The sequence below is a fragment of the Bacillus sp. TE8-1 genome (assembly GCF_008368855.1).
Lineage (GTDB): Bacteria > Bacillota > Bacilli > Bacillales > Bacillaceae_G > Bacillus_A > Bacillus_A cereus.
The window spans coordinates 182197-199291 of sequence record NZ_QPET01000016.1; the positions used below are offsets into that span (position 1 = coordinate 182197).

The window sequence follows — 17095 nt, forward strand, 5'->3', positions numbered from 1 at the left end:
TTCTCAACAGCTCTTTTTTCTAGTCATCTGAGTTATTAAATTTCGCTAATGCGTAAATGCCTTCTTCATCATCTAATTCAAGTTGTAATCTCGCTGCGAATGGATTGACATTATATTCTCTGTCAAGCAATAAGCGTAAAGCTTCGATTAAGTTTGCTTGAATTAAAATTTGCTGGCGACCATTTACCTCTACTTCCGCAGAGAAACCGTAGTCGTCATCATACATGAGTTCAACTAATACTTCTTCTGGACCCACTTGTCTTTTTTCAGCGATATATATACAAAGCGCATTTATAAGCTCTTGTTCAGAAATTTTTATTGTTTCCATGCTACTTCATCTGCTTTCTTCTTACGTTGGTCTTTGAAGTATTTAAATGCACGAACTGCTAACATTACGATACCAGCCATTACTAACATATTTACCATAAACGCTAATACAGAACCAAGAGCTCCCATATTTGCAAATAAGCTACCCATTAGTAAACCACCAAGACCACCTAGTAATAAACCTTTCATAAAGCTTCCTTTATTACTTTTTGGTGCCGTGTTTGTTGCTTTCGTTTTTGAATCTGGAGTCGTTTTTTGAGAATTTACATTTGAGTCTTTTTTGTTTAAATCAACTTTTGACTTTTGACCTGAACTTGGTGTAAATGATTTTTTACCAGATTTGTAACTTTTCGCTGCTGCATGATCTACGAACATAAAGCTGCTAGCCCCAAAGATAACCATGAATGCTGTCATTACTGCTACAAGTTTTTTCAACATATTATATCCATTCTCCTTTTATATAGATATATGTGAAATCTATCTTTCTAGTAAATTCAGAATGATAGATTTGTTTTTAAGAACATTTTAAAGGTTCTTATGAACTTATTATATGAACTTTTGTCGAAATATGCAAGTATTATTTACTTTCAACAGTTTGGTCACAAAGGAAAAATTAAGCAAAACAGAATTGACTTTAAATGAAACAAAACATATTATAAGTTCATAAGAACTTTTTATTATTTTGGAGGTGAAAAGATGGAAACATTTCATCTCACACGAAACGAAATGGCTACCCTTCTTCTATCACTAAGAGGATGGAATACGAAAAAGCCTCTCGGTATTTTACAAGAAGCTTGGGCAAAGTCACATAAAAAAGATATTGAAAGCGGACAAAGCGTTACAGCTTTTATTACTACCGCACTTTCACCTATTTTTGAAAAGCTGATTAAAATTGACGATACTGATGTCGGTTTTTCTTTAAATGAAATAGTTGCGCTTGGCAATCAGATTGAAAACACAAGTTTCTCTGTAACTGCTATGCAAAACTGGGTGAAACGAGATATAAAAGAAATGATTGGCTCTCCTCAAAAAGGGAAAAAATATTCAATTGAACAAGCAGCCTTACTATTTATTGTCGAAGATTTAAAAACAGCACTTGATTTTGAATCCATTCGTAAGCTATTACGCCTTATTGTAAATGACCCAGCCGATCGAAGTGATGATTTAATCAATCCTGTTCATTTATATGTAGCATACTCTTCTCTATTTGAAGAACTCAATCAAGGGAATTGCTTACAATTAAATGCAACAGATACCGTTCATACAATTGAAAACATCGTAAAAGAAAAAGCTGATAAAATCGCAAGCAAGTTCGATCAAATTAATAACGAACAACGCGAAGCAATTCGTAACGCTATTATTATTGCGACCCTTTCTGTACATACCGCATATGTACAAATGTTAGCAAAGCGTTACGTAACAGCAACTTTATTTTTACAGAACTTAGATGTGAAGCCTTAAAAAATAGGAGCAGAAATGCTTCTATTTTTTTATAAGAAATTTTTAATAATCTTTTCATTAACCCTTCATGAAAACGCGGCTTATATCTTTTACTATAATAATTATGAGAGACATAAAAGAATTGAAATAGCAATCCCCTATGTAAATAAGGTATAATCTACATATAGTGAACCTTTTACGTCATTAAATAAAAGGTTCTTATACTCAAAAATTCATAAACTAGAAGGTGCAACAATGTTAAGTAGTTTTATTCATTCAGTATTAACGTTTTTTGAAGGATTAGATTATTGGGGCATTATGCTTGGACTTATGATTGAAATTATCCCAAGTGAAATTGTCCTTGCTTATGCAGGATACTTAGTATTCAATGGAAGTATCTCATTTATAGGCGCTGTTGTATTCGGTACAATTGGCGGTGTTATTGCTCAAATCTTTATTTATTGGCTTGGACGATACGGCGGACGCCCTATATTAGAACGTTACGGAAAATATATTTTCATACATAAAAAACAAATAGATGCTGCAGAAGATTGGTTTAATCGTTACGGAACTGGCGTCATTTTTACAGCACGCTTCATTCCAGTAGTGCGTCATGCGATTTCAATTCCTGCTGGTATTACAAAAATGCCATTACTACGTTTCACTACATTAACAGCACTTGCGATTATCCCTTGGTCTATTATTTTCATTTATTTAGGTGAAAAACTAGGTGAAAATTGGGAGAATATAAATGATATTGCTGGTCCGTATGTGAAATCATTCGCAATTGGTGGCGTCGTACTTATACTTTTATACTTCGTTATAAAAAAATGGACAAAAAAGCGTAAAAATCTCGCTTAAGAATATAATAAAAACCGCTATAAATTCATTCGGAATTATAGCGGTTTTTTATTTATATATGAATTAATCTTCAGGAATTATATAACACCTTTCCATCTACATTTACATGGATAAGCAACCATTTAATCATTTCTTTCGTATATTATCTCAAAAAGGAGTGGTTCCCCTATGCATTGGCAGCAAAAAATACCGTACTTAATCGGACGCCCTATCGGCATTTCCTTCATAAATGGACAAGGAACTTCTGGTGTATTATGTTCAGCGCATGATGGTCAATTATATGTGTATGAATACCTTTATCAAGCTCAGTTTGCAATGAAACATTATGATTATAGACAGATTCAAGATATACATGCATTCCCAAATTGTCCTCACCAAAATCCTCTATACTAAAAAAATCGGAACGGCTCATAGCCATTCCGATTTCTATACTTTATTTCTCAGAATAAAATTTCTGCACTGCTTCATCAAAATAAATCCAACCTTTCCAGCCCAAATGAATCGTATCTTTTAAGAAATACTTATCATATTCATGACCAGAGAAATCAATTACTGGATATCCTGCTTTCTCAACCTGTTCTCGAACTTTTTTATAATACACTTCACGGCGTTCTTTCGGGAAGCCAGTATAATCATACCAAGGCCCATTTACAGGTACAGAAATAAAGAGTGGTTTGACATTTTTCTCTTTAAATAACTCTAAAATAATTTGTAAATCACCGTATTCTGGTGATTCATCATATGTTTCATTTGCTCTAAAGTTTTTTAAACCTTTTAGTTTTTTCTTCAGATTATTCTTATGATAATACGGATTTTCAATTCCGAATGTATTTGTAGTAGATTCAGCTTTCCCTTCTTGTTCTGCGTGTTTACGTGCGTCTTCCCAAGAAATTGAACGAAGTCCGATATTTGTTTTCTCTTTCATCGGTTCGATTTTAAATAAAGAGTTAAATAAATCTCTATGATCTAAAATATTTCGATGCATATAAGCAAGTGGTTTAACTAACCCTGCTTTTATGTTATGTTTCGAATCATTATATACAATACCTTCTAATGAATTTTTTAATATATCATCTTCTTGAACAACTTTATAATCTAATAGCCGTTTCGCGATTTGCTTCTTCATTTCTGGATTTATCTCATCATTAAAAATAAAATGATATGCTTGTTGTTTGGAGAAATTATTAGTGAAATCCCCTTGTGATACACCAGTCTTTGTAAACCATTGTGGTGAAAGAACAAAGACTACTTTTTTACCTTCTAATTCATCCATAGTAGATGTCATATTTAAAATATGAGCTAAACTTTGTGTACCACCAGTTCCAATTAAAAACGGTGTAAAACCAGTTGGGTTTACTTTGAAATAATTAGACGGATGATATGCATCCATTCGTAAAAATTCTGATGAACCGTACATCGGTAAATACTGTGAATTCTCTAACATTTTTTGCTGTAAGAAAACACTTTGTAATTTCTCTTTTTGTAAAGAAGTTGCCGCATCTTCTACCTTCTTATCACTAATAAGCGATACTAAACTTTTCGATGGGATTAGAATGATAATGAAAAAAAGCACACACGCTAAAATTATAGGACCAAAAGCATGCTTCATTTTCATCTTCTGTCCCTCTTTCTATCGTTATTAAATTGTAACCCTTGTTTTTGACACGTCATCTTTTCTCTCCTTTTTCTCTATACATGTTCCATTCTATTTATCTATTATATACATGTATGTATTTCCTTACTTGGTCTATTAAGTCCTATATAAATAGCACAAGAAAATGTTTCCATAGAAACACGTTAATTATACAAGATTCTACATAAATTTCACACTGGAATTTCATTAATAATTTTATTTTTTAACAATAAAAAAACATATGAAATGTCTAGAATTCTTCGGATGATGTATGAAGTTCAAAATATGATAATAAACGCCCGCTATGATTAACTTCATGAGTATATATAAACCCGAGCTTTCGTAAAAGTTTTTTCGAGCTCTCATTTGCTACTTTAACTCTAGCAATTATTCTTGTTACATTCAAAGTCTCTATTGCATATTTAATGGAAGCCTCTGCTGCTTCTAATGCATACCCATTCCTCCAATGTTCTGGGTCAAGGAGATACATAATTTCTATTTCACCTGTTTCCTCTACCGTTCTTAAACCACAATGTCCTAAAAGCTTTCCTGTTTTACTATTAAATAACAACCATACCCCGAAGTCATACTGTTCCCAATGTAAGATAAGTTGCCCAATATAATCATTTGTTTCTTCCTTCGACATTCCTCTTGATTTAGCCAACCATTTGCCAACAGTATCTTTTTTTAATATGTTATAAAACTGATTAATATCTTCTACAATTGGTTTCCTCATAAATAATCTTTTTGTATAAATTACTTTCTCTTCTTCAAACATAGACATCATTTCCCCTCCAAATACTGTTTACAGACTAATAAATTATACCATGAACTATTTTTCTAACTTTAAATGAGAAAAACAGACTATCACATACATGAAGTCTGTTTCTCCATCACTTTATTTTTGTACATCTGCCCATTTTAAACTTGTAGCTGGACCAAATTGATGTACATATAAATCTTTCACATAGGGTTTTTGTAAGTAAGATAATCCGCGCTGGAATACTGGAGCAATTACCGCATCATCCAGTAGCATTTTTTCAGCATCTTGCATTGCTTTCCAGCGAGCCTTTTCATCATTACCTAATTCTGTTTTAATCTTCTTAATTAACGCATCATATTCTGGGTTTGCATATTCTGTATTATTGACGCTACTTCCAGAAAGGAATACTTCTAAGTAAGTCATTGGATCTGGATAATCTGGTAACCAGCGTGATAACGACATTTCATATTCTTTCTTCTTCTCAAGTGCTAATTTTTGCGTATGTGGTTGTAATTTCACATTCACTTTTAATCCTGGTAAGTTTTTCTCAAGCTGCTCTTTAATGTACTCTCCAACTTTTTTAAAGTTTTCCAAGTCATAATTTAATAGTTCTAACGTCACTTCATTTGTACCTGTCTCTTGTTTTGCTTTCTCCCAATATTCCTTCGCCTGTTTTACATTTGTCTTATTAAACTCACCAGCCGTACTTCTAAAATCTTTCTTATCTGGGCCCTTTAAAAATCCTTTTGGTACGTAATAGTTTGCTGCAACCGATCCATCATTTAAAAATGAATCTGCGAGTCCCTTCTTATCAAAAACTGTACTTAGCGCAAGACGTGCATTTTTATTTTTAAGAATCGGTACATTTTCATTAAATCGGAAGAAGTACATAACTGGATCTGTATATTGTTTTAACTCTTTATTATTTTTATATTTATCTACGAATTCTGTAGAAATAACAGCTCTATCAACTTTATCTGTTTCATATAAATTTACCGCAGTTGAAATTTCTTTTACAATTTGATAGTTTACTTCATCTAACTTCACTTCTTTTTTATCCCAATACTTATCGTTTTTCTTCATTGTAAAGCTAGCTTCATGCTTCCACTCTGATAATGTAAACGGTCCATTATATACCGCTTTATTTGCTTCTAATCCATATTTATCACCTTGCTCTTTCGCATATTTTTCGTTAATTGGATAGAAGGATGGTAAAATTAATAATTTCGTAAAATACGGTACAGGATGTTCTAGCTCTACGACGAATGTTTTATCATCCTTCGCTTTTACTCCTAATTCATCTAGACCTAGTTGTTTTTTATTTATTTTCTCAGCATTTTTTACATCGTACGCAATGTATGCATATTGAGAAGCAGTATCTGGATTTACCAATTGCTTCCAAGCGTATACGTAATCATGAGCGGTTACTGGCTCTCCGTTAGACCATTTCGCATCACGTAATTGGAATGTATATGTTTTTCCATCTTTACTCACTTCATATTTTTGTGCGCCGGCTTCAATTACTTCATCATTTTTCGATAGACGAAATAGTCCTTCCATTACGTTATTCAAAACGTTAAACGAGACTGCATCTGTTACTTTCCCTGAATTTAACGACGGAATTTCACCTGTTTCTAGTAACTGTAATACTTTCTTCTCATCTTTCGGCTTTGTTGCAGTTTTTTCTTTTGCGCAACCAACTAAAAATGAAGAAACTAATAGAGTACTAACTAATGAGTAACGAACAACTTTTTTCATTTAAAAACCCCCTTCTATTTTTAAGGTAAGTAACGACGAGCACCAGCGTATTCTTCTATATATCCTGGTGTATTTAGCGGTATAATCTCTACCGACCTTTCAGCTCTTGGTGAGTGAATCATATTGCCATCACCAATATACATTGCAACGTGATGGACACTACCTTTCCCTTGATCATGTGCAAAGAAAATTAAATCTCCTTTTTGTAGATTTTCTTTATCAACTGCAACCCCTGCTCTTGATTGCGGTCCAGAATCTCGCGGAATTGTAATGCCGTGCGATTTATAGATCGTATGTGTGAAGCCAGAGCAATCAAATCCAAAACCACTTGTACCAGCCCATATATACGGTAAGCCTAAAAACATTTTCCCTGTGTTAATTAAATCATCGGCCGCCGGAGTTGGAATATCAGTTTGAGATCGGTAAACTGTTCCATCATTTTTTCGTAGCCATGCTTTCTGACCATTTGGCAACAATACACGGTATGAAATTGTGTCTTCACTTAATAGCGGCAGTCTTGTATTATAACTGACTTCAAGTGCTTTATGTTTTTCAAAAGGATTTATATATAAAATCGCTGTTGGTTTGGTTATTAAGACAAAAGGTTCATTTGTTTTATCTGCAAATTCTTGATTATATGTTAATTGTTTTTCAGGCATCCAGCCCGGATAACCTTCTTCATTTCGTGGTGTTGGCTGTCCATGCACTAATACCTTCACCCATTCGCCTTTCTTATCAATAACAGTTACTTCTTGACCGAGTAAAGCTTGTGTTTCTAATTTATTTGCATTTGTTAACCATAGTTTCTCGTCAAGTGTCATTGATTTCGTCCATTTCCATAGATCCACTGGATTTGTTGCACTCGGTGTATCGATTGGTCTTAATGAATCAGGTGCTGTCCATAACGTTGCAGCAGATACATCTATAAATGCTTTATTATCCTTCTTTTCTTCAGCATTTGCCGATGTAAACGATGAAAATATAAATAAAGTTGTTAAAAATGCAGTTCCTACTTTTTTCATATATATCCCCCTTAAAAGATAGTTTACTTGTCTCTTCTCCTAAGATTTACTATTCACTGTCGATTGAAGGTTTACCTTTGATCCAGAATAAGTCATTCCTTCTGGCTCTTCCATTAACCAAAGCGGTGCATCAAGATCAAAATAATGAATATTAGGATGCGCTGCCGCTAAATGCGCAACAGCACTAACGGAAAGTGAAGACTCCATCATGCTGCCCACCATACACTTCACACCAGCTGTTTCTGCGATATCAGCAATACGCCATGCTTCACGTATGCCACCACATTTCATTAATTTAATATTAATGAAGTCTGCATATCTTCCTTGAACGAGCTTTAATGCGTCACTTGCTGAAAATATACTTTCATCGGCCATAATTGGCGTTTGCACACGATCTTTGACGTACTTTAACCCATCCCAATCTTTCGCGTGTACTGGTTGTTCAATAAATTCTATATTTAAATTACGATTTTCCATCTCTTGAATGATAGAGACCGCTTCTTTTGGACTCCAACCTTGATTCGCATCTAAACGTAATGTCGTATTTCTTGGTACCACATTTCGAATTGCCTCAATACGTTCCAAATCTAAATGCGCCTCTTTACCCACTTTAATCTTTAATGTTTGAAATCCTTTTTCTATATGTTTCTTCGCTTCTTTTGCCATTAATACAGGCTCATCTACACTCACTGTAATATCGGTATGAATTTCTTTCTTCCCGCCTAACAATGCATATAACGGCACATTTTGATATTGGCAATATACATCATATAAAGCGATATCTACCGCTGCTTTTGCACTTGAATTTCCAATACAACTCATTTGAATGCGCTGTAGTAACTGCTGAAATTGAATGATATTTTGACCAATTAAACATGAACGCATCGGCCCTAAAATCGCTTCTTCCATTCCGCTGGTGAAATCCCCCGTAATAACTGGCGTTGCGGCTGCAGCCCCCTTACCAATCACTCCTTCGTCTGTATGAATATAAACATCTATACTTTCAATTTCGGTTACAGTACGAAGCGCGGTTTTAAACGGTGTATGCAGTTTTACACGTCTACGATTTACTTTTACATCTGTAATTTTCATTTTGTTCATCCTTTCGTTCTCCAATGAAGTGAAATTTTAATCCACCGGAGATTTATACCCACGGATTATTAGGTAAACCCATTGGGCATTTACTCTCCTATCTCTCTACTTTATTTTCGTTTGCTTTTGATGTAGGACGATAATGTGAAATAAAAAAAATCCAGCCATAAGAATGATTCTTACGGCTGGATTTTGTCTATGATTGAGTAGACAAAGCAGCAATCTGATTATATTTTTTCTGTGCATCTTTTAGCGCTACAAGTAACGCTTTTTGAGAAGAACCGAAATATCGGTTCTTTACTTCCATTACTAACGCCGGGTCATTTATATTTTTATGTAGAAATAAATATTTAACAAATTGAGATGTTAATGCAATTGTCGCTGAGCAGTCTGCATCTACAATTTCCCCTGTATCCTTAACAAGTATAAATGCTACGAAATAGCTTTTAAACTTTTCAGTAATGGGATTATTTTGAGGTGCTTTCGCATCCCCTACGATATAAATTGTATTTGAAGCGTACACAGCTATCTTCCTTTCTTATACGAGGATAACGGGTTTCTTAATAGTCGTATGAGCGAGGAACTCAACGTGGATTAAAAAATGTATCCGCTTACCTTGTATTATAATATAATTGACAGAATTTTAACAACATTTATTTTAGTGCATATTCCATATTTATGAAAACAGCTTAAACTCTTCATTTTTACAATATGTGATTGTTCCTTGTACCATGACATTCATACATAAAAAACTGCACCTCCAATTGTTAGACGCTGCCTAACAATTGGAGGTGCAGTTCAATGGTTAACTGTTTTTTATTACTTTGGCATCACAAATATAGTTTCATTTGACTTAGAAAATTGATACTCTTTTCTCGCTAACTTCAAAATTTCTTCCTCATCGTCTGTTAAATTTTCTATGTTAGTCTTTAAAGAATCTTTATCTTTCTTTAAAGATACTAATTGCTTCTTTTGATCCGTAATCGTATCTTTCTTTTTATCAATTACTTCTTGTTGTTTCGTTAAAATATATTGAACGTACAGAGTAGTTGTCGCAATAAAAAGGACCATTAAAATAAGTCGCCTTAACTTCTTTTTATTTACCCTACGCTTGTCACTAGGTTGTGATAATTGCTCTGGTATATTAGGAACATTTACTCGTTTGAGTTTCCTCATTCAAATCCCCCTAACCCATATTTTTCACTACCATCGGCACGTTTTCTTACTAAATTAATTCTATTCTTATAAAATAAACTCCTTCACAAAAATATCCCATAAATTAACCAATTAAAGATAGCATTCGACGACATTTCCATATTTACACCGTTTTTTTTTATACATGCTGCTATAAAATAGTAGTTTCTGTAATTCTTTTTCTACTATTGTAGAAGAGTTTTTTCACACACAAAATTCCTTCCCCACATATCCATGTTATAACATGCTTACAAGGAGGGGGAATATGCATTACCGTACATTAGGTAAAACTGGAATAACTGTTTCTGAAATAGGTTTTGGCGCATGGGCAATCGGTGGGGATGAATGGGGACCTGTTAACGATAAACAATCTATAACCGCTATAAAAAAAGCAATTGAGTGTGGTGTGAATTTTATTGATACTGCGGATGTGTATGGTTTAGGACATAGTGAAAAGTTGGTGGCTACCGCGATTAAAGGACATCGTAATGATATTATCCTATCAACGAAAGGTGGTTTAATCGGACATCACTACGACCCTAATGGAGTTCCTGTATATGATACTCCCGAAAAAATCATCGCCGTATTCGAAACAAGTTTACAACGTCTTCAAACAGATTATATTGATCTTTATTTTTGTCATATTTGGTGGCATAATCGTAGGGAAACAGAAGCATTTCTACGTGCATTTGACATATTAAAACGTGATGGCAAAGTAAGAGCAGTCGGTGTTTCGACTCATGATTTACAATACATTCATCATTTCAATAACAACAACGAAATTGATATCGTACAGCTTGATTACAATATATTAAATCGAAAACCAGAAAAAGATATATTACCATTTTTACAAGAGAAAAATTTAGGAGTTGTTATTCGTGGTCCATTAAAAATGGGCATTTTAACTGGAAAATTCTCAAATAAAACAATTTTTCCGGATGGAGATTTACGCAAAGATTGGCCAAATGAAACTTGGTTTCAAGAAGACTTACAAACTGTAGAGAAACTTCGGTTGCTCTCAAATAAAAATCAGACCTTAGGGCAACTTGCACTTCGCTATGTACTCTCTCATCCGGCAGTAAGTGTTGTAATTCCTGGTGCCAAAACAGGAATACAAGCACAAGAAAATGCAAATGCATCTGTTCGCCCTATGTTGAGTGATGAAGAGCTTAACTATATCCATTCAATATAAAAAGCCCAATCCGGGCTTTTTAATTTGGGAAACTAATATCATACTCCATTCGCTTCGCTGTGTCCTCCGCAACATGCACACCTAACAAGTTTTTCACAATATGAAATGACATATTAATTCCAGCTGAAATTCCAGCAGATGTTATAATATGTCCTTCATCTACAAACTTTACATTTTCTATAACTTCAACATTTTGAAACTCATTTTTAAACTTTTCAATACTAGCCCAATGTGTTGTTGCTTTTAAACCTTCTAGTAAACCTGCTTTCGCCAGTAATAGCGCTCCTGTACAAACTGAAGTCATCAGCTTTACTTCTTTCATTTGTTGGCGAATCCATTTTATTACTATTTCATTTTTTATTTCATATTTTCTAGCACCTAGCCCGCCCGAAATTATTAAAATATCCACTGGTGGTAAATTTTCAATACTATAATCTGACTGTACCTTCAATCCATTCCTTGCTGTAATCATTTCCCCATTCTCGTTAACTGTATAAACAGTAAAGGGTTTTTCTCCATTCACCTCAGTTACAGAAAAAACTTCAAATGGCCCTGCAAAGTCTAACACTTCTACTTCATTAAATAAAAATATACCAACACTCCATTTATTCATCATAAGTTCACTTCCTGTTTCAAATGATGTAAAAGGTGATCATATCCTTTTCTAATGCAATATCATACGCTGTTTTCCCATCACTTTTCTTAATCATCTTATTAGCTCCATTTTTAAGGAGCAACATAATTATTTCCTCATTTCCCAATAATGCTGCTTCGTGGAGTCCTGTCCAGCCACCACTTTGCATAATATTTACATCTGATCCTTTTTCAATTAAGAAAGCGACAAGTTCACTTTGCTTGTTCGCAATTGCCGCTTGCAAAGGTGTATTTTCATTTTCGTTTTTCGCTCTACTATGTATATCTGCATCGCTTTCTAAAAGAAAACTCGCTATTTCTTTCTGTCCAAAATAAGCTGCTAAATGAAGTGGTGTCCAGCCATCTTCACTACATTCGTTAACAATACTTGGACTCGCCTTTATAAACTTTACTACTTTTTCCTTATTACCACTTATCACAGCTTGTGCTATTGATTGTAAATACTCCATAATAATCTCCCATCCTTCAAAATATTTAAGCATCTCCTTCTACATGTTCTATTCATTATTACATTTTCCTTTTAAAATCTTAAGTTTACATAACAATATTATATACCACTTTTTTGTGCTTAATGCTGAATAGCAATAATGTTAAAAATACTGCCTTTAAACAATGAAGACCATGATTTCATTAGAGTTACTGAAAAAGCAAGCAAAAAACTATACACATAGTTTTCATCATATTTGTTCAGTTGCATGAAATAAAACAGGTAATGTCTATTACTGCTATTCATGCTTTCGACGCATCAAATAATATTATTCCAATAAAAAAACAATCCCTTTTTAGAATGGATTGTTTTTTTATTTCTTTTTTATACTGTTTATTTTATTTTTGTATTTTCGATGATGAAATAATTACATTTACAAAAATGAAACACTACTATCTTAGCCCCTCTTATAGTGAGTTTTTCGTTTGAAAACAAAAATACACTTTCACCTTACGATTGAAAAAAACATATGTAAAAGTCTCTAAAACAGCTGCCTTATCATACTAATCTATAGCAATTCTGTCTTCTTCCCTTACCTGTTTCCTTTAACACATACGATTTTAAAACTAGCGCCGTTAATGAATCTGTTAATGTTTTATATGATAAATTTGATAATGCCAATAGATCGTTCGTATATAACATTCTATGCTTCTCTAATAATAATAGTACTAATCGTTCAGACGGTTTTAATGCCTCGTCACTTTCTAGTATAAAGTCTATATTTTTCATTTCTCTAATTATTACTCCTTATATAAAAAAATACTTTAGACACTTATTTAATATGAAAATAATACATAACAAAATTATAGATATATTAAAATAGCGCCCTCTAAAAACACTATTATACTATAACATAGAAGTAGTGTTTCCCCAAATAGGAAATACTTTTTATATCGCTTATAAGATTCTTGCAAACCTACATAATATTTTGTACCATTAGCCGCCAAGTTTTCTTCTAATTTCGCTGGTCATCCCGATGTATTTGTAATCAATGAAGTTCTTCTAAATTTATAAACAAATAAAAAAACGGTTCGTCTATCATGCCCTAAACATGAATGACAACCGTTTTCCAGCTTCTTCTTAATTAACAACATGTTCTATCTTAAATATTTCTTGCAATATGCGACTTACTGTAATGACTTGTTCCACCGCCACCTACTACTACTTTACCGCCTTTTTCGAAAATTAATAATTTACTTGAACCATCTGCAAGAAGCACTATTACTTCAGCATTATTACTTGTTGCAACATAAATTACATAACCACTCTTTGATATACAAGTTTCCCAATTCGAATCAAATTCTGATCTTACTACACGATTTGAATACACTTGATTTTCAATTCTATCTTGTTCTACGTTTTCCAAATTGATTCCTCCCACTTCACTAAAATAGCATTTATAGGAAAATAACAGCCCTATATAAAATAGTAGCTGACTTTAACATAAATAGTATATGTAATTAATAGGAAAATGCTTGGACAACGAAAACGAAATAAACTTACTAGCCTTTTTGCTTCTTTCGTACTGTAATCAAAAATTGGACTTACTAAATCAATTGTCATGTGGTTATGAAAAAGTTTTAAACCGGTTAATGTTGCTAATTCTTGCCCCACTGTCATTTTTCCAACTGCTTGTGGGCCAAATATTAATATAAGTTTTATTTATTTCCCTCCAATCTTTCTCTATAAACCATTACATAAAATAAAAAATAAGACAGCCGATTTTAAAACGATTGCCTTATTTTTTATTCATAGTTTTAGTTCTATTCTTTTCGCACAGCTTCAAAAGTAATCATTTGATTTGCGTTTGACGGTTCTTTTTCATAAACATATTCAGCAGAGCAAGTAATGTTAGAGAAACCTAAACTTTCTAAAAGGAGTTTAAACTCTACTATTCCATACCAGCGCAGCGCAAAACGTTGTAACTCTGTTTGTACGAGCTGTCCTTTACTCCACTTTTCATATTTCAAATATGATACAGTAACTTGGTTCAGCCAATCTATTTCAATTGATTTATTTTCTAATGTGATTCCGTCTCCACTCGGCAAAGAGAAAGTCGATGTATGAATTTCTCCAGTCTTCCAGTCATGCGGAAGCATAATATCTACGATTAATTGTCCATCTGGATTAAGATGTTCATAAAAACATTTCAATGCATTTATAGAATCCATACGATTTTCAATTAAACAAAAAGATCCAGTAGGAATGATAATTGCGTCATATTTATGCGGAAGTGAAAATTGTTGCAAGCTTCCTTCATACAAATTAGGATGTAAGCCTCTCTCTTTACAGCGCTTACGGCAAGAATCTAGCATTTCAGGTGAATAATCTATCCCATCCACTTTAAAACCAGCCTCTAGAAGCGGAATGATGACACGCCCTGAACCTACTGCAGCTTCGAGGATTCTTCCTCTACAACCTTTTAAAAGTTCTTTGTAATACTCAATATCACCATTTAAAGAATAACCGACTGGTTTTGTGTAATCATACAGTTCCGTACAAAGTGTACTATAAAAGCTAAACATTTATTTTCTCCTCCGTTTTTACGTACGGAAGATTTCAATTCAACTAATCTTCCTGTACCTCTAATTTTAATGAGATTTCGAAAGAGCTGACTATCATAATATATCACTCACTTTCCATAGAATATAATGATATTGTATTACATAACCTTCCAATTTGAAATATAAAAATTAAAAATTCAGACTACAAATTAAAGAGCTTACTTTAGTAAGCTCTTTAGAAAAAATATTTATTTCACAATCGGCAATGTCACTTCACTTAATTTCACTGTAAGTTTCGTGCCAGCTTTCGGTCTAATTGTATAATCATAATCACTTGCAATTAAAACAACTCCGATTTGATGCCCCACTTTAAATACATAATCATCTGGCTGCATGTCCCATGTAAATGTATAATCTTTGCCCGCTTGAATCGCTGTTGAATTTTCTATACTCTTTACGTTTTGTGGATCCATCCAGCCTCTCGTTACGATTTCCGGCTTCGCTCCTCCATAGTCAACAAGTAATGCTGTTAAATTTGATACAGATCGATCAATATTTCCTGTAATTGAAATCTTTGGTGTACCACTTATACGCGTATCTTTTTGCAGTACAGGCATTGTATATACTAATCGATTTGCTACTTCTAATTCTGGGTTTGCTACTAATTGGTTTGATTTCATTTGTGCATCATCTAAGAATGAGAAAACTTTATTAGCCGATCCCATACTTAATGGCAAATTGACTAATTTATTACTTAAATACATACGGATTTTTGAAGGTACAGCTGATGGATCTGGCCAATTTTTTATCTTTTGCCACGTTTTATTTTCTCTTTGCACATCAACCATTGGTTCATCCATAATTCCATTTTCAATCCCGTATAACCAATAATCTAACCATTTATTTTGTGTTTGCTGCCAGCTATTACTTGATGTCCCACCATGACCACCTTGATGTAGCCACATTTTACGCGGAACATTATTTTCTCCAAGTGCTTCCCACCATTGCGCGAACTGTTTTGTTTTAACATTCCAATCGTTTAAACCATGAACAACAAATACACTCGCTTTTACATTTTTAGCATCTTTTACATAGTTACGTTTATCCCAAAAATCATTATAATTACCTGTTTTTCGGTCTTGTCCAGCCGTTAACTCTTTTATAACTTGTCCGCAAACTTCAGGGTTTTCCCTTGTCAGTACTGCTTCTGCCATATTATCTGTATCTTCCCCTTGATATCCGCCTGGAGCAATGACTGCACCATTTGCACGATAATAATCATACCAACTACTAATTGCTGCGATTGGAATAATTGTTTTTAAACCTTCAACTCCAGTAGTCGCAACAGCATTTGGTAATGTACCATTATAAGAAACTCCAGTCATACCTACATTGCCTGTAGACCAATTTGCCTGAACTTCCTCACCCTGTTCTGTAAATGCTTTCGCGCGACCGTTTACCCAATCAATAACAGATTTTGTCCCAAGTATCTCTTGTTCATCTCCAGTTGTAGGGCATCCATCTGATTTTCCAGTACCGATACTTTCGCCTAGAATAACTGCATAACCTCTTGGCACGTAATAGTTCCCATACGAACCAAGATTAATCGCTCCATACGGTTTTCCTTCATACGCATACAATTCTTCATCTACATTATATACAGGAACATCTTTTAATCCAGATCGATATGGACTCATTTCATAAATAACAGGAACTTTCACATTCGGATCTGTCTTTGGACGCATAACTTTTATCGATACTCGGTCTTTCTTACCGTCTCGATCACTATCAACTTCTGTCTCTACATATAAATTTTCGATAATAGCTTCATCGAGAGAATAAATCGGTTTTGTCATCCCATTTTCTAATTCAATTTTCGTATTTTTAGTCTCTTCCTTCTTCTCTGCATGCACATCCATAGTAAAGCTAGGTATAATTGTTGCAGATAGCATTGCTGACAGTGTAATTGCCATTTTCTTTTTACTCAAAATATTCCCTCCCCTTATTCGTTCTCTTTTACTATATAACAAAATAACTGAAAATTCAGTTTTATTTTTATATAAAAGTTGAGAAACTCAAAGATTTCTTATTAAGTAAAATTTAATGGAGGTGTGAAATTATTTTCCCACTTCCTCCTTCTTTATAACGTGAAACTTTAATCAGCCCTC

At 33.6% G+C, this 17095-nt stretch carries 18 protein-coding genes and 2 pseudogenes; 4 read left to right on the forward strand and 16 right to left on the reverse strand.

The window, feature by feature from the left end:
• Positions 1-19: 19 nt before the first annotated feature.
• Together DN404_RS17765 and DN404_RS17770 are read right to left on the reverse strand one after the other, a co-directional pair.
• Entirely contained in the window at positions 20-328 is a 309-nt protein-coding gene (locus DN404_RS17765) for a YxcD family protein (RefSeq protein ID WP_000447746.1), read from the reverse strand.
• Positions 316-765, reverse strand: coding sequence for a hypothetical protein (locus DN404_RS17770; protein WP_000914478.1), 450 nt, complete (start codon positions 763-765; stop codon positions 316-318). The genes DN404_RS17765 and DN404_RS17770 overlap by 13 nt, the downstream gene beginning before the upstream one ends.
• 258 nt (positions 766-1023) lie before the next feature.
• Between DN404_RS17770 and DN404_RS17775 the strand changes: the two genes are divergently transcribed.
• The 3 genes from DN404_RS17775 to DN404_RS17785 all read left to right on the forward strand — a co-directional run bounded on the left by DN404_RS17775 (position 1024) and on the right by DN404_RS17785 (position 3021).
• Positions 1024-1788 (forward strand): DUF1836 domain-containing protein, encoded by a 765-nt coding sequence (locus DN404_RS17775; RefSeq protein ID WP_000447231.1) that lies wholly within the window; start codon positions 1024-1026, stop codon positions 1786-1788.
• Positions 1789-2022: 234 nt separating this feature from the next.
• Positions 2023-2628, forward strand: coding sequence for an undecaprenyl phosphate transporter UptA (uptA, locus tag DN404_RS17780; protein ID WP_149215306.1), 606 nt, complete (start codon positions 2023-2025; stop codon positions 2626-2628).
• A gap of 168 nt (positions 2629-2796) precedes the next feature.
• Positions 2797-3021 (forward strand): hypothetical protein, encoded by a 225-nt coding sequence (locus DN404_RS17785; RefSeq protein ID WP_000558689.1) that lies wholly within the window; start codon positions 2797-2799, stop codon positions 3019-3021.
• 40 nt (positions 3022-3061) lie between these two features.
• Here the strand turns inward: DN404_RS17785 and dltD are convergent, their stop codons facing one another.
• The 7 genes from dltD to DN404_RS17820 form a co-directional block, all read right to left on the reverse strand.
• Positions 3062-4243 (reverse strand): D-alanyl-lipoteichoic acid biosynthesis protein DltD, encoded by a 1182-nt coding sequence (gene dltD, locus DN404_RS17790; RefSeq protein ID WP_061112978.1) that lies wholly within the window; start codon positions 4241-4243, stop codon positions 3062-3064.
• Between the two features lie 268 nt (positions 4244-4511).
• Positions 4512-5045, reverse strand: coding sequence for a GNAT family N-acetyltransferase (locus DN404_RS17795; protein ID WP_000061618.1), 534 nt, complete (start codon positions 5043-5045; stop codon positions 4512-4514).
• 114 nt (positions 5046-5159) lie between these two features.
• Positions 5160-6782: a peptide ABC transporter substrate-binding protein gene (locus DN404_RS17800; RefSeq protein WP_000758260.1), complete on the reverse strand. Its 1623-nt coding sequence runs from the start codon at positions 6780-6782 to the stop codon at positions 5160-5162.
• A 20-nt stretch (positions 6783-6802) separates the two neighbouring features.
• Entirely contained in the window at positions 6803-7804 is a 1002-nt protein-coding gene (locus tag DN404_RS17805; RefSeq protein ID WP_149215307.1) for a C40 family peptidase, read from the reverse strand.
• A 39-nt stretch (positions 7805-7843) separates the two neighbouring features.
• On the reverse strand, positions 7844-8905 hold the full coding sequence (locus DN404_RS17810) for a dipeptide epimerase (protein WP_001038463.1): 1062 nt from the start codon (positions 8903-8905) through the stop codon (positions 7844-7846).
• Positions 8906-9092: 187 nt separating this feature from the next.
• Positions 9093-9419, reverse strand: coding sequence for a DUF3870 domain-containing protein (locus DN404_RS17815; protein ID WP_000271312.1), 327 nt, complete (start codon positions 9417-9419; stop codon positions 9093-9095).
• A gap of 296 nt (positions 9420-9715) precedes the next feature.
• On the reverse strand, positions 9716-10072 hold the full coding sequence (locus DN404_RS17820; RefSeq protein WP_001228729.1) for an FtsB family cell division protein: 357 nt from the start codon (positions 10070-10072) through the stop codon (positions 9716-9718).
• Positions 10073-10355: 283 nt separating this feature from the next.
• Here DN404_RS17820 and DN404_RS17825 point away from each other — a divergent pair, with 283 nt between their 5' ends.
• Entirely contained in the window at positions 10356-11282 is a 927-nt protein-coding gene (locus tag DN404_RS17825) for an aldo/keto reductase (protein ID WP_088362616.1), read from the forward strand.
• A gap of 19 nt (positions 11283-11301) precedes the next feature.
• Here the strand turns inward: DN404_RS17825 and DN404_RS17830 are convergent, their stop codons facing one another.
• The 7 genes and pseudogenes from DN404_RS17830 to DN404_RS17865 all read right to left on the reverse strand — a co-directional run bounded on the left by DN404_RS17830 (position 11302) and on the right by DN404_RS17865 (position 16915).
• Positions 11302-11898: a DJ-1/PfpI family protein gene (locus DN404_RS17830; RefSeq protein ID WP_149215308.1), complete on the reverse strand. Its 597-nt coding sequence runs from the start codon at positions 11896-11898 to the stop codon at positions 11302-11304.
• Positions 11895-12385 (reverse strand): annotated as a pseudogene (locus DN404_RS17835) (ankyrin repeat domain-containing protein). The gene DN404_RS17830 and the pseudogene DN404_RS17835 overlap by 4 nt, the downstream one beginning before the upstream one ends.
• Before the next feature lie 536 nt (positions 12386-12921).
• Positions 12922-13152, reverse strand: a complete 231-nt coding sequence (locus DN404_RS17845) for a hypothetical protein (RefSeq protein WP_000789031.1) — start codon at positions 13150-13152, stop codon at positions 12922-12924.
• Positions 13153-13525: 373 nt separating this feature from the next.
• Complete coding sequence (locus DN404_RS17850; protein WP_149215309.1) at positions 13526-13789, reverse strand: hypothetical protein; 264 nt, start codon at positions 13787-13789, stop codon at positions 13526-13528.
• A gap of 122 nt (positions 13790-13911) precedes the next feature.
• A pseudogene (locus DN404_RS17855) lies at positions 13912-14085 on the reverse strand (DEAD/DEAH box helicase family protein); the annotation flags it as partial.
• Positions 14086-14186: 101 nt separating this feature from the next.
• Positions 14187-14948 carry a class I SAM-dependent methyltransferase gene (locus tag DN404_RS17860; RefSeq protein ID WP_016122683.1) on the reverse strand — a complete coding sequence of 254 codons (762 nt, stop codon included), beginning with the start codon at positions 14946-14948 and terminating at the stop codon, positions 14187-14189.
• Between the two features lie 227 nt (positions 14949-15175).
• Positions 15176-16915, reverse strand: a complete 1740-nt coding sequence (locus DN404_RS17865; RefSeq protein WP_149215311.1) for a Xaa-Pro dipeptidyl-peptidase — start codon at positions 16913-16915, stop codon at positions 15176-15178.
• Positions 16916-17095 lie beyond the last annotated feature (180 nt).

What these genes read in the sequence shown, in the direction of transcription:
- DN404_RS17765 (WP_000447746.1), bottom strand. Translation starts at nt 328, where the DNA reads ATGGAAACAATAAAAATTTCTGAACAAGAGCTTATAAATGCGCTTTGT.
- DN404_RS17770 (WP_000914478.1), bottom strand. Translation starts at nt 765, where the DNA reads ATGTTGAAAAAACTTGTAGCAGTAATGACAGCATTCATGGTTATCTTT.
- DN404_RS17775 (WP_000447231.1), top strand. Translation starts at nt 1,024, where the DNA reads ATGGAAACATTTCATCTCACACGAAACGAAATGGCTACCCTTCTTCTA.
- uptA (WP_149215306.1), top strand. Translation starts at nt 2,023, where the DNA reads ATGTTAAGTAGTTTTATTCATTCAGTATTAACGTTTTTTGAAGGATTA.
- DN404_RS17785 (WP_000558689.1), top strand. Translation starts at nt 2,797, where the DNA reads ATGCATTGGCAGCAAAAAATACCGTACTTAATCGGACGCCCTATCGGC.
- dltD (WP_061112978.1), bottom strand. Translation starts at nt 4,243, where the DNA reads ATGAAAATGAAGCATGCTTTTGGTCCTATAATTTTAGCGTGTGTGCTT.
- DN404_RS17795 (WP_000061618.1), bottom strand. Translation starts at nt 5,045, where the DNA reads ATGTCTATGTTTGAAGAAGAGAAAGTAATTTATACAAAAAGATTATTT.
- DN404_RS17800 (WP_000758260.1), bottom strand. Translation starts at nt 6,782, where the DNA reads ATGAAAAAAGTTGTTCGTTACTCATTAGTTAGTACTCTATTAGTTTCT.
- DN404_RS17805 (WP_149215307.1), bottom strand. Translation starts at nt 7,804, where the DNA reads ATGAAAAAAGTAGGAACTGCATTTTTAACAACTTTATTTATATTTTCA.
- DN404_RS17810 (WP_001038463.1), bottom strand. Translation starts at nt 8,905, where the DNA reads ATGAACAAAATGAAAATTACAGATGTAAAAGTAAATCGTAGACGTGTA.
- DN404_RS17820 (WP_001228729.1), bottom strand. Translation starts at nt 10,072, where the DNA reads ATGAGGAAACTCAAACGAGTAAATGTTCCTAATATACCAGAGCAATTA.
- DN404_RS17825 (WP_088362616.1), top strand. Translation starts at nt 10,356, where the DNA reads ATGCATTACCGTACATTAGGTAAAACTGGAATAACTGTTTCTGAAATA.
- DN404_RS17830 (WP_149215308.1), bottom strand. Translation starts at nt 11,898, where the DNA reads ATGATGAATAAATGGAGTGTTGGTATATTTTTATTTAATGAAGTAGAA.
- DN404_RS17845 (WP_000789031.1), bottom strand. Translation starts at nt 13,152, where the DNA reads ATGAAAAATATAGACTTTATACTAGAAAGTGACGAGGCATTAAAACCG.
- DN404_RS17860 (WP_016122683.1), bottom strand. Translation starts at nt 14,948, where the DNA reads ATGTTTAGCTTTTATAGTACACTTTGTACGGAACTGTATGATTACACA.